The sequence below is a fragment of the Amycolatopsis sp. NPDC047767 genome, from assembly GCF_040704195.1.
Taxonomy (GTDB): domain Bacteria; phylum Actinomycetota; class Actinomycetes; order Mycobacteriales; family Pseudonocardiaceae; genus Amycolatopsis.
On record NZ_JBEYSJ010000024.1, the window covers coordinates 129,352 to 140,067 of the forward strand.

Annotated in this window: 11 protein-coding genes and 1 pseudogene; 5 read left to right on the top strand and 7 right to left on the bottom strand. The window is 69.4% G+C overall.

Annotated elements, in window-relative coordinates:
• Positions 1 to 6: 6 nt before the first annotated feature.
• From catC to AB0878_RS34225, 4 genes are all read left to right on the top strand, one after another.
• Positions 7 to 288, top strand: coding sequence for a muconolactone Delta-isomerase (catC, locus tag AB0878_RS34210; RefSeq protein WP_366584340.1), 282 nt, complete (start codon positions 7 to 9; stop codon positions 286 to 288).
• A 244-nt stretch (positions 289 to 532) separates the two neighbouring features.
• Complete coding sequence (locus tag AB0878_RS34215; protein ID WP_366584341.1) at positions 533 to 1,834, top strand: NAD(P)/FAD-dependent oxidoreductase; 1,302 nt, start codon at positions 533 to 535, stop codon at positions 1,832 to 1,834.
• A complete protein-coding gene (locus AB0878_RS34220; protein ID WP_366584342.1) occupies positions 1,831 to 2,220 on the top strand; it encodes a hypothetical protein in 390 nt (129 codons plus the stop codon). Before AB0878_RS34215 ends, AB0878_RS34220 begins: the two co-directional genes overlap by 4 nt.
• Complete coding sequence (locus AB0878_RS34225) at positions 2,217 to 3,812, top strand: ubiquinol-cytochrome c reductase cytochrome b subunit (protein ID WP_366584343.1); 1,596 nt, start codon at positions 2,217 to 2,219, stop codon at positions 3,810 to 3,812. The genes AB0878_RS34220 and AB0878_RS34225 overlap by 4 nt, the downstream gene beginning before the upstream one ends.
• Positions 3,813 to 3,888: 76 nt before the next feature.
• On the opposite strand, the gene AB0878_RS34230 is transcribed toward AB0878_RS34225, so the two are convergent.
• The 3 genes from AB0878_RS34230 to AB0878_RS34240 all read right to left on the bottom strand — a co-directional run bounded on the left by AB0878_RS34230 (position 3,889) and on the right by AB0878_RS34240 (position 6,881).
• On the bottom strand, positions 3,889 to 4,629 hold the full coding sequence (locus AB0878_RS34230) for an SDR family oxidoreductase (protein WP_366584344.1): 741 nt from the start codon (positions 4,627 to 4,629) through the stop codon (positions 3,889 to 3,891).
• A gap of 112 nt (positions 4,630 to 4,741) precedes the next feature.
• Positions 4,742 to 5,662: an amidohydrolase family protein gene (locus AB0878_RS34235; RefSeq protein ID WP_366584345.1), complete on the bottom strand. Its 921-nt coding sequence runs from the start codon at positions 5,660 to 5,662 to the stop codon at positions 4,742 to 4,744.
• Positions 5,663 to 5,678: 16 nt separating this feature from the next.
• Positions 5,679 to 6,881: an acyl-CoA dehydrogenase family protein gene (locus AB0878_RS34240; protein ID WP_366584346.1), complete on the bottom strand. Its 1,203-nt coding sequence runs from the start codon at positions 6,879 to 6,881 to the stop codon at positions 5,679 to 5,681.
• A gap of 455 nt (positions 6,882 to 7,336) precedes the next feature.
• Here AB0878_RS34240 and AB0878_RS34245 point away from each other — a divergent pair, with 455 nt between their 5' ends.
• Complete coding sequence (locus AB0878_RS34245) at positions 7,337 to 7,894, top strand: DoxX family protein (RefSeq protein WP_366584347.1); 558 nt, start codon at positions 7,337 to 7,339, stop codon at positions 7,892 to 7,894.
• 48 nt (positions 7,895 to 7,942) lie between these two features.
• On the opposite strand, the gene AB0878_RS34250 is transcribed toward AB0878_RS34245, so the two are convergent.
• From AB0878_RS34250 to AB0878_RS34265, 4 genes and pseudogenes are all read right to left on the bottom strand, one after another.
• Positions 7,943 to 8,314, bottom strand: a complete 372-nt coding sequence (locus tag AB0878_RS34250) for a MerR family transcriptional regulator (RefSeq protein WP_366584348.1) — start codon at positions 8,312 to 8,314, stop codon at positions 7,943 to 7,945.
• Positions 8,314 to 8,805 (bottom strand): flavin reductase family protein, encoded by a 492-nt coding sequence (locus AB0878_RS34255; RefSeq protein WP_366584349.1) that lies wholly within the window; start codon positions 8,803 to 8,805, stop codon positions 8,314 to 8,316. Before AB0878_RS34255 ends, AB0878_RS34250 begins: the two co-directional genes overlap by 1 nt.
• Before the next feature lie 125 nt (positions 8,806 to 8,930).
• The gene (locus AB0878_RS34260) at positions 8,931 to 10,106 is read right to left on the bottom strand and encodes an acyl-CoA dehydrogenase family protein (RefSeq protein WP_366584350.1); all 1,176 of its coding nucleotides are present in this window, start codon (positions 10,104 to 10,106) and stop codon (positions 8,931 to 8,933) included.
• Positions 10,107 to 10,172: 66 nt separating this feature from the next.
• A pseudogene (locus AB0878_RS34265) lies at positions 10,173 to 10,716 on the bottom strand (alcohol dehydrogenase); the annotation flags it as partial.

The window sequence follows — 10,716 nt, forward strand, 5'->3', positions numbered from 1 at the left end:
GCCGGCATGTTGTTCGCGGTGCGGATGGACGTCTCTCTGCCGCTGGACCTCGACCCCTCGTTCCGGGACGAGCTGCTGGCGACGGAGAAGGCGTACAGCCAGAAGCTGCAGCGGGAGGGGAAGTGGGTCCACCTGTGGCGGGTCGTGGGTGAGTACTCGAACCTGAGTGTGTTCGACGTCTCGGACAACGGCGAGCTGCACGACCTGCTGTGGAACCTGCCGTTGTTCAAGTACATGAGGGTCAGTGTGACGCCCTTGGCGCAGCATCCGTCTGCGCTGGCGGGCTGAGAGTTCACGGGCGTGCGGGCCGGATTCCCGGCTCGCACGCCCGTCTTGACACCCTTAATCGGGATGATTAATGTCCTGGTTATGAGGAGCTGTGGCTGGTTTGCCCTCGCCGTGTGGCGTGAACCTGGATGTTGAATATCCAGATTTAATCCCGTCCTGGGTGACCGGACGAGTGCGGGTACAAATCGGGCACGCGGTGGCAGGCTGACCGGGGTCAGGGCTCTCGTGGAGAAAGGCTGGGCGCATGGACGGTGATCCGACCAGGGTCGTCATCGTCGGCGGCGGGTTCGCCGGCTACAACGCCGCCCGCGCGTTGCGCCGGGCTTTACCCGAGGCGGCGGGGATCGAGATCGTGATCGTCAACGAGACGGACTACTTCCTGTACCTGCCGTTGCTCCCGGAAGTGGCCGCCGCCGTCGTCGACCCGCGGCGGGTGACGGTGTCGATCCCGGCGACCCTGCCCGGCGTCCGGCTCGCTCTCGGCACGGTGACGTCGATCGCGCCGGACAAAGATCGACTGTCCTATACGGACCCCGAGGGTTCGGTGCACGAGCTTCGGTACGACCGCCTGATCATCGCGGCGGGCAGCGTCACCAAGCTCCTGCCGATCCCCGGCGTCGCCGAACACGCGCACGGTTTCCGCGGCGTCGCCGAAGCCCTGTACCTGCGCGACCACGTGATCCGCCAGGTGGAGCTCGCGGCGACCGCCGATTCACCGGCGGAGCGGGACGCGCGGTGCACGTTCGTCGTCGTCGGCGCCGGCTACACGGGGACCGAGGTCGCGGCCCAGGGCCCGCTGTTCACGCGGGCCGTCCAGCGGCGGCACCGGGAGCTCGACGGGCAGCGGACGCGCTGGCTGCTGCTCGACCTGGCTCCCAAGGTGCTGCCGGAGCTCGATCCGCGGCTGTCCCGGGCCGCGGATCGAGTCCTCCGCAAGCGGGGCGTCGAGGTGCTCACGGGCACCTCCGTCCGCGAAGCCACCACCGAGGGCGTGTGGCTCACCTCGGGCGAGTTCGTGCCGACCCGCACCATCGCGTGGTGCGTCGGCGTCCGCCCCGACCCGCTGGTCGCCGGCTTCGAGACGCAACGCGGGCGCCTCGTCGTCGACACCACTCTCGCCGTCCCGGGCCACCGCCGCGTCTTCGCCTGTGGCGACGCGGCCGCCGTTCCCGACCTCACCCGGCCCGGCGAGGTCACCGCCATGACCGCGCAGCACGCCACCCGCCAGGGGACGCTGGCCGGCCGCAACGTCGCCGCGTCCCTCGGTTTCGGCATCACGCGCGAGTACAAGCACCACGACCTGGGGTTCGTCGTCGACCTCGGTGGTGCGCAGGCCGCGGCCAACCCGCTGCACGTCCCGCTGTCGGGCTGGGTCGCGAAGCTCGTCACGCGCGCCTACCACCTGCTCGCCATGCCGGGCAACCGCGTGCGCACCGCGGTCGACTGGCTGCTGGACGCGTTGTTGCCCCGCCAGTCGGTACAGCTGGGCCTGGTCCGGTCGGCCGCGGTTCCGCTGGACACGACAGCGCCGGGTGATCAGCGATGACGCCGGGGCCCGAGGTCGTGCGGCGGGTGAACGGCCACGCCGTGGTGAAGGACCCGCCGCTGGTCGCGCGGATCGACCGGGTGCTGGCGGTGATCGTCGCGCTGCACTGCGTGGGCGCGGTGGCCCGAGCGGTGGTGCACCCGACCGCGCTGTCCGTCGGCGTGGCCGTGGGGATCGCGGGGCTGTCGGCGGTGGGGGTCTGGCGGCACTTCCGCACGCGCGGGCGGCTGGGCGCGGTGCTGCTCGGCGTCTCGATGGTGGTGTCGTTCGGGTGCGGAGCGTGGTTACCGGCGGGAGTTGTCACAAATGGGGTGCTGTCCGTCGTCGAAGTGTTGGGCGCCGTGTTCGCGGTGGCCGTCCTGCGTAGGCGAGTGAGGATCACATGAACTCACTGACCAGTCCGACCAAGTCCGACCCGGGCGCGCTCAAGGCTGCGGGCGTGGCGGCGAAGGCGGTCGACGACCGCTACCACCTGGCCAAGGGCCTGCGGCACCAGATGAACAAGGTGTTCCCGACGCACTGGTCGTTCCTGCTGGGCGAGATCGGCCTGTACGCGTTCATCGTGCTGCTGCTCAGCGGCGTCTACCTGACGCTGTTCTTCGACCCGTCCATGGAGACGGTCACCTACCACGGCAGCTTCACCAACATGCAGGGTCTGGAGATGTCACGGGCCTTCGCGAGCACGCTGGACATCTCGATGGAGGTCCGCGGCGGGCTGTTCGTGCGGCAGCTGCACCACTGGGCCGCGCTGATCTTCATCGCCGCGATGACCGTGCACATGTGCCGCGTGTTCTTCACGGGCGCGTTCCGCCGGCCGCGCGAAGCGACGTGGCTGATCGGGGCGACGCTGCTGATCCTCGGCATGTTCGAAGGCTTCTTCGGCTACTCGCTGCCCGACGACCTGCTGTCCGGCACCGGCATCCGCGCCACGCTGTCGGGCATCATCCTGTCGATCCCCGTGATCGGCACGTGGATCCACTGGGCCGTGTTCGGCAGCGAGTTCCCGGGCAACCAGATCATCCCGCGGCTCTACACGGTGCACATCCTGATCATCCCGGGCATCATGCTCGCGTTGATCGCCGCGCACCTCGCGATCGTCTGGTACCAGAAGCACACACAGTTCCCCGGCGTGAAGCGCAAGGAAACGAACGTCGTCGGCATCCGCATCTTCCCGGCGTTCGCGTTGAAGGCGCTGGCGTTCTTCACGATCGTGACCGGCGTGCTGTCGCTGCTGGCCGGGCTCTTCCAGATCAACGCGATCTGGAACATCGGCCCGTACAACCCGTCGCAGGTCTCCGCTGGCTCGCAACCCGACTGGTACCTCGCCTGGGCCGACGGCCTCCTGCGCATCTGGCCCGCCTGGGAGGTCTACCTCGGGAACTACACGATCCCGGCTGTGTTCTTCCCCGGCGCGATCGGAATGCCGCTGCTGTTCACGCTGTTGCTGTCCTATCCGTGGATCGAACGCCGGCTGTCGAAGGACACCGCGCACCACAACATCCTGCAACGCCCGCGCGACGCGCCGGTCCGCACGTCGCTGGGCATGATGTCGCTGGGCTTCTTCCTGGTGATCGAGCTGTCCGGTTTCAACGACATCATCGCCGACCAGTTCGACATCTCCCTCAACGCGACCACCTGGGCCGGCCGCATCGGCGTGCTGATCGTGCCGCCGCTGGCGTACTTCATCACCTACCGCGTCTGCCTCGGCCTGCAACGCGCCGACCGCGAAGTCCTCGAACACGGCATCGAGACGGGCATCATCACCCGCTCACCCTCGGGCGGCTACCTGGAGATCCACCAGCCCCTGGGCCCCGTGGACGGCCACGGCCACCCCGTCCCGCTCGACTACCAGGGCGCGACGGTGCCCAAGAAGATGAACAAGCTCGGCGCCGCCGGCCGCGCCGTCCCCGGCTCGCTCCTCACGCCGGACCCACCGGAGGAAACGGCGGCCGTGCAGCACGTCAACCGAGGCCACTGACCACGCCGACCACCACCGCCGCCGGGGCAAACCTCACACAAGGTTCGCCCCGGCGGCTCCCCCCCCGGCGTTCGGTTTACAGCGCAGCGCCGCCGGAGGCTTCGATGCGCTGGCCCGTGACCCAGCCGAACCGGTCGGACAGGACGGCGGCGATCACGGGACCGATGTCGTCGGCCTCGGCCACGCGGCCCAGGGCTGCTTGCGCGCCCAGCATTTCCCGCACGGCGGCGTCGTCGCGGATCGTGCCGTCGAGGAAATCCGTGGCCGCCGGGCCCGGCGCGACCACGTTGACGCGGATGCCGCGTTTGCCCAGCTCCTGGGCGTGGTAGCGGGTGAGCACCTCGACCGCGCCCTTCATCGCCGCGTAGACCGACCAGCCTTCGCCGGCGGAGCGCGCGAGCACGCTGGAGATGTTCACGATCGAGCCGCCGTCGGCGATGCGGGGAGCGAGCTGCTGGGTGAGGAAGTAGACGCCGGTGAAGTGGACGTCCACAAGGGACTGAACGTCGTCGAGAGCCGTGGTCCCGAGCGTGGTGAGAATGCCGTGGCCGGCGTTGTTCACCAGGTGGTCGAAGGTGGTCCGGCCCCATACGTCGCCGAGGAGCTCGCCGAGCTCCCAGTCGAACTCGGTGAAGCGCTCGGCCTGGCTCAGGTCCACGCGGAGGGCACCCGCTTCCCGGCCGAGCGCGCGGATCTCCTTGACGACGGCGTGTGCTTCCTCCACGTTTTCGCGATACGTGATGATCACGTCCGCGCCGTCGCCGGCCAAAGCCAGCGCGGCTGAGCGGCCGAAGCCGCGGTTGCCCGCCGGTGACAAGTGCGATTCTGGTGTCCACGGGCAGGTGACTCCTGGTCGTTCGCGAGACGGGGAAACAAAACCGGGCACGGCTCGGGGAAGGCCCGAACCGTGCCCGGATTCGAGGAACCGGCTACTTCCCGATCCCGAGCGACGCCGCGGTGTCGTTGAGCACGCCGCGCAACTGCTGCTCGTCGAAGCCGGGGACGGCCTTGATCCGGTTCGCCCAGTCACCGGCGCGCACGCGGGGCGCGTCGGTGCCGAGGACGAGCCGGTCCGCGCCGAAGGAATCGGCGAAGAACTTGATCGCGGCGGGGTCGTCGGTCAGGGTCGTGTCGTAGTACAGCTTCTTGAGCTCCTGGCGGGGGTTGTTCTCCAGCCACTGGTCCTGGTGGACCGACTCGGTGATCTCCTCGAAGCGCCGCCAGAGGTAGCCGATCGAGCCGCCCATCGTGCCGATGATCCACCGGATGTCCGGGTACCGCTGCGTCACACCGGACACGACCAGGTGTGTCGTCGCCAGCGTGGCTTCCATGGGGCCGCCGTACTTGGGACCCATCATGAACGCGTCGAGCCCGGTGGAGAAGGTGTCGGGCGTGCCGACCGGGTGCACGAAGATGACCGCGCGGCGGCGGTTGAGCTCGGCCCAGAGTTCTTCGTAGGCGGGGTCGTCAAGCGAGGTGCCGACGGCGGTCGTGCCCAGGCCGATCCCGGCGAAGTGGAGCTCGTCGAGGCAGCGAACGGCTGCCGCGATGGCCTGTTCCGTGTGCGGGAGGGGAATGGCGCCGAAGGCTTCGAGCCGGCCGTCGAAGTCGGCCGCCTCGGCGTAGAGGTCGTTCGCGAACTTCGCGCAGTGCAACGACTTGCTCGCGTCCTCGAAGTACGGCTGGTTGTGGCCGAGCCCGAGCACCTGCAGGTTCACACCGTCGGCTTCGAGCTCCTCGACCCGCGGGATCAGCTCGGGACTGTGCTCGGGCCACACCTTCTTGCCGGCGACTCGGTCGAACTCCTTGGTGAGTGCGGGGGGAAACCAGTGTGCGTGAACGTCGATCACGATCGAGTTGTCCTTTTCAGACGAGGAAGCTGACGGCGGTCGGGTTCTGGTCGAGCAGGGACTTGCCCGCCAGTTCCTGGCTGACGCGGATGTTGAAGGCCGCGTGCCGCGAAGCGACCCCGGCGTCGCGCCAGATGCGCTGCAGCGGGTTCACCTCGGCGAAGGCCGAAGAACCGTGCGCGGACATCAGGAGGTCGACGGCGTGGAAGGTCTGGCGCATCGCCTGCGCCATGCCCACCCGCAGGCCCGTGCGCACGACCTCGGGCGGGTGCTCACCCTTGGCCGCGTAGTCGTCGAGCTGGTCGGCGGCGTCCTGAGTGGTCTTGACGGCGGCGGCGATCATGGCGGAGGCCTCGGCGAGGTCGATCTGGAATCCGACCGACTCCGACTGCGCCGAGTAGGTCGTGGTCGTGATCGACCGCTTCGGCGCCTTCTCGATCACGTAGTCCAGCGCCGCCTGTGCCTGGCCGAGCTGGGCACCGGCGAGCGAAAGCGGGGCCAGGCCCGCGAGGCTGACCCGGTGGCTGGCGTCCGGGCCCGCGGCGACGTTGTCGCCGTTGAGCAGGCCGGTGGCCGAGCGCAACCGGTGCTCGGGCACGAACACGTCACGGGCGACGAGGGTGTTGCTGCCCGTGCCGCGCATGCCGGCGATGAACCAGGTGTCTTCGACCGTGAGGTCCTTCATCGGCACCAGTGCGAGGTTCATGTCACGGCCGCCGGGGACCACGCTGGGGTAGCAGACGCTGGCCCAGTCGCAGTGGTTCGAGCCCGAGGCGTAGCCCCACTTGCCGTTGAGCTTCACGCCGCCTTCGACGACCTCGACCGCGGACGTGGGTGCGAGCACGCCGGCGGTGGTGGCGAAGGGGTTCGTGGACCAGACCTCGTCCTGCGCCTGCTCGGAGTAGCTGGCGGCCCACCAGTTGCCGGTGTTGAGGACCCCGGTCACCCAGGCCGACGACGCGCAGCCGCGACCGAGTGCGATCGTCACGTCGAGGAAGGTGCGCATGCCCGCGTCGAACCCGCCGAGCCGCTTCGGCACGAACAGCTGGATCAGCCCGGCATCGCGAATGGCCTCGAAGTTCGCGGTCTTCAGGCGGCGTTCGCGGTCGACTTCCGGGGCGGCTTCCCACAGCTGAGCGCGCAGGCTGTTCGCACGCTCGACCAGCTCTTCCCGGCTGGGCACCTTCTGCGCGACAGGCGCAGCGGATTCCGTGGTCATGATTTCTCCTTAGTCGCACTGTTCATGGCGTCGTCGACCAGGGTCGCCGTTCAATTTGTCGAATCCGGCTCCGCGTGCGGTGTGCCGATCTGTCGAATTGACGGTGTGCGCGTCCCGGCCACATCCGGACGCCCGGCGTCGGTGCCGGGCGCGAGCAGGAAGACGGGTGCCATGGCGCAGACGCTAGGTGCGCAGGACACCGAAGTCAGTACCGGTGTCCTGCGAGGCCGGACACGACTTCCCGCGATGTGGACGAGGCGGCCGGAAGCGGCCGGCGGTCGGAGACTTACCGTCGCCGATTTCCGGTATCAACGCGGTGTCCAGTTCTGGGGGACGAATACCTGGATTCCCGGCAACGGTCGTGGAACGGTTCTCGCGCTCGGTGCATTTCGGCCGAGTGGCTCGCGATTTGCGTTTCGCCGACGACGGTGACTCTAGTTCGGAGGTACCTGGAAATGAGTGTGACGATGGCCGATGTCGGTCTCTTGCTCCTGCGGCTGCTCGTGGCGTTCATCCTGTACGCGCACGCCACCCAGAAGCTGCGCGGGTGGTTCCGGGGCCCCGGCCTGGACGGGATCGCGGTCGTCTTCACGGCACTCGGGCAGGTGCCGGCGCGGCCGCTGGCGAAACTCGCCGCCTGGTGCGAACTGAGCGCGGCGCTGCTGATCGTCCTGGGTTTCGCCACGCCGCTCGGCGCGGCCATCGGTGCCGGCACCATGCTGGTGGCGGGTTTCGCGATGAGCGCGAAGAGCGGCGCGTTGTGGAATTCCCTTGGCGGCGGCGAGTACCCGCTCACGCTGGCGATCATGGCGATTTCGTTCGCCTTCAGCGGCCCGGGCTCGATTTCGCTCGACGGCGGGCTCGGCCTGCCGTGGTACGGCACGGGTGAGCGCGCGGCACTGATCGGCCTGGCCGCGGTCGTGCTGGCGATCGTGGCCGCGGTGCCGCCGATCTTCCGCACGGTGCGGATCCGGCGTGCGGCCGCGGAGCAGGAGGTCGCGGCCACCGCGTAGCGTGCCGGGGGCGTCGACGAGGTCGGCGCCCCCGGCGAAGTCCCCGGTTCAGTCCGGTGCGCTGCCGAAGGTTCCCGCGAGCCCGTTCGTGATCTCGGCCCGCGCGGCCTGGGCGGACGCGATGCGCTCGTCGAGTTCCGCGAGCCGGCGTTGCTGAAGCTCACGCCAGGTCCGGGGCGCCATCGCCCGGGCCGTCACGAGCTCTTTCGCCTCGATCAGGGAGAACCCGGAATCGCGCAGCAGCAGGAGCAACTTGACGAGCCCGACCGCCGACGCGGCGTAGCGCCGCTGGCCCGAAACGCGCTCCGGCGGGGGCAGCAGGCCGATCTTCTCCCAGTACCGCAGCGCCGACGCGGCCACCCCCGTGGCCCGGGCGAGCGCCCCGATCGTCAGGCGCTCGGCGGGCTCGTCCCCGGTCATCAGCCTTCGAGCGTCGCGTGCGTGCCGAACGAACGGCGGTGGTAGGTGAGCGGTTCGCCCGCGCAGCTGCACAGCGACCGGACCGAACCGAACAGCACGATGTGGTCCCCGCCTTCCACTTCCTGCTCGACGGAGCACGCGAGCCAGCTCAGCGCCCCCGCCAGCCGCGGTACCTCGCCCTCGACGTCCCACTCGACGCCGTCGAACTTCTCCTCCGGCGTGAGGTTGGTGGCGAACGTGCGCGCCAGCTTGGAATGCGACGAGCCGAGGATGTTGAGCCCGAACCGGCCCGACTGCCGGATGACCCCGAGGAGCCGGGACGACCTGACGAGGGACACCAGCACCATCGGCGGTTCCATCGACAGCGAGGCGAACGCGCTCACCGTGCTGCCGTAGGGGGTGTAGTCGGGAGCCAGTCCCGTCACCACGGAAACCGGCGTGGCCACCCGCGCCATCACTTCGCGGAACTGCTGCTGCAGGTCTTCGGACATCGGTCTCTCCTGTTCGTGCTTGCCCGCGACCCGCGTTCGGTCGCGTTCGGGGGGAATGCGGTGCCGGGCGCGGCAGGGGCGGGCGGAACGCCCCTGCCGCACGTCTGGTGAAGCCGGCCGGGATCTCAGACCAGGAAACTGATCTCGTAGGGGTTGAGGCCCAGCAGGGCCTTCGCGTAGATCTCCTGGGAGATGCGGATGTTGAAGGCCGCGTGGCGCGTGGCGATACCCGTGTCGCGCCAGATGCGCTGCAGCGGGCTGAACTCGCCGAACGCCGACGTGCCGTGGGCGGTCACGAGCCGGTCCACTCCTTCGTTGGCGCGTTTCACGGCCCACGCCATGTCCATGCGCAGCCCCGAGCGGATGGTCTCGTCGGGCAGGTGGCTCTGGCCGGCGTGCTCGTCGAGCACATCGGCGGCCTGCTGCCCGATCAGCCGCGCGGCCTTGATCGTGGTCGCCGCCTCGGCGAGGTCCACCTGGAACCCGACCGACTGCGCCTGCACCGAGTACGTCGACGCGGTGATCTGGCGCTTCGGGGCCTTTTCGATCACGAACTCCAGCGCTGCTTCGGCCGCACCGATCTGCGAGCCCATCAGCGACACGGGCAGCACGCCGGCGAGGGCCGTGCGGTGCACGGCGTCGGGCGCGTCGAGGTTGTCGCCGCGGAACATCGGCATCAGCGGCAGCACCCGGTGGTCCGGGACGAACAGGTCGCGCGCGACGATCGTGTTGCTGCCGGTGCCGCGCATACCCGTGACGAACCAGGTGTCCTCGACCTCGACGTCGCTCATCGGCACCAGCGCGAGCATCATCTCGGGCTTGACCGCGTTCGGGCTCGGGTACGCGACGATCGCCCAGTCGCAGTGGTTCGAGCCCGACGAGTAGCCCCACTTGCCGTTGAGCTTGATCCCGCCGTCGACGATCTCGGCCTCACCGGTCGGCTGCAGGATGCTGCACGAGGTGGCCAGCGGGTCGGCGCCCCAGACTTCCCGCTGGGCCTCCTCGGGGAACTGCGCGACCATCCAGTTGCCGGCGTTGAGCACGCCGGCGACCCACGCGGACGACGAACACCCGCGCCCGAGGGCGGCGGTGACCTCGAAGTAGGTGCGCATGTCCGCGGCCAGGCCGCCGAAGCGCCGCGGGGTGAACAGCTGCATCAGCTGCGCGTCGCGCATGGCCGCGAAGTTCCGGTCGGTCAGCCGGCGGGTGCGGTCGACCTCCGGGGCGTCTTCCCAGAGCTGGGATCGCAAGGCTTCGGCTCGGGCGACGAGTTCTACGGAGGTGGGGGTGGTGTTGTTCATATTCGTGTTCCCTTGAACGGGTTTTATCTCGGCTGCTCCGGCGCTGGAGGCGCGTGGGCGCTCTGTTCAGTGGGTGGGGGAGACGCGGAAGGTGAACTCGAGGCGGCGCCAGCCGGCCTCCGGTTCACGGCCGTCGGGCGCCGGGCCGGACTGCTCGGCGAAGTCGACGATCAGCCCGTTCTTGACGCCGAACACGGTGTCGGAGTCGAGGTGGTCGCCGCCGGCCACGAACAGCTGCGTGACCAGCGTGCGAAAGCCCGGCTTGGCGATGAGGAAATGCAGGTGCGGTGCGCGGAACGGATGCCGGCCGGCGGCTTCGAGCATGCCGCCGACGGGACCGTCGACGGGGATGGGGTACTGGGACGGCACGATGGTCCAGAACTTGAGGCGGCCGTCGGTGTCGGTGCGGAAGCGGGCGCGCAGGACGGGGCCGTCGGCGTCGGGGAGCTGGACGTCGTAGAAGCCGTCCTGGTTGGACTGCCAGACGTCGACGATGGCGTCGGGCACCGGGGTGTCGTGGGTGTCGGTGACGGTGACGTCGGTCCACAGGGGAGTGCCGGGTAGTCCGTCGGCGAGGTCGGCGCCTTGGGCGGTTTCGGGTGGGCCTTGG

What these genes read in the sequence shown, in the direction of transcription:
- AB0878_RS34240 (WP_366584346.1), bottom strand. Translation starts at nt 6,881, where the DNA reads ATGACCACGGAATCCGCTGCGCCTGTCGCGCAGAAGGTGCCCAGCCGG.
- AB0878_RS34245 (WP_366584347.1), top strand. Translation starts at nt 7,337, where the DNA reads ATGAGTGTGACGATGGCCGATGTCGGTCTCTTGCTCCTGCGGCTGCTC.
- AB0878_RS34220 (WP_366584342.1), top strand. Translation starts at nt 1,831, where the DNA reads ATGACGCCGGGGCCCGAGGTCGTGCGGCGGGTGAACGGCCACGCCGTG.
- AB0878_RS34260 (WP_366584350.1), bottom strand. Translation starts at nt 10,106, where the DNA reads ATGAACAACACCACCCCCACCTCCGTAGAACTCGTCGCCCGAGCCGAA.
- AB0878_RS34250 (WP_366584348.1), bottom strand. Translation starts at nt 8,314, where the DNA reads ATGACCGGGGACGAGCCCGCCGAGCGCCTGACGATCGGGGCGCTCGCC.
- catC (WP_366584340.1), top strand. Translation starts at nt 7, where the DNA reads ATGTTGTTCGCGGTGCGGATGGACGTCTCTCTGCCGCTGGACCTCGAC.
- AB0878_RS34225 (WP_366584343.1), top strand. Translation starts at nt 2,217, where the DNA reads ATGAACTCACTGACCAGTCCGACCAAGTCCGACCCGGGCGCGCTCAAG.
- AB0878_RS34255 (WP_366584349.1), bottom strand. Translation starts at nt 8,805, where the DNA reads ATGTCCGAAGACCTGCAGCAGCAGTTCCGCGAAGTGATGGCGCGGGTG.
- AB0878_RS34215 (WP_366584341.1), top strand. Translation starts at nt 533, where the DNA reads ATGGACGGTGATCCGACCAGGGTCGTCATCGTCGGCGGCGGGTTCGCC.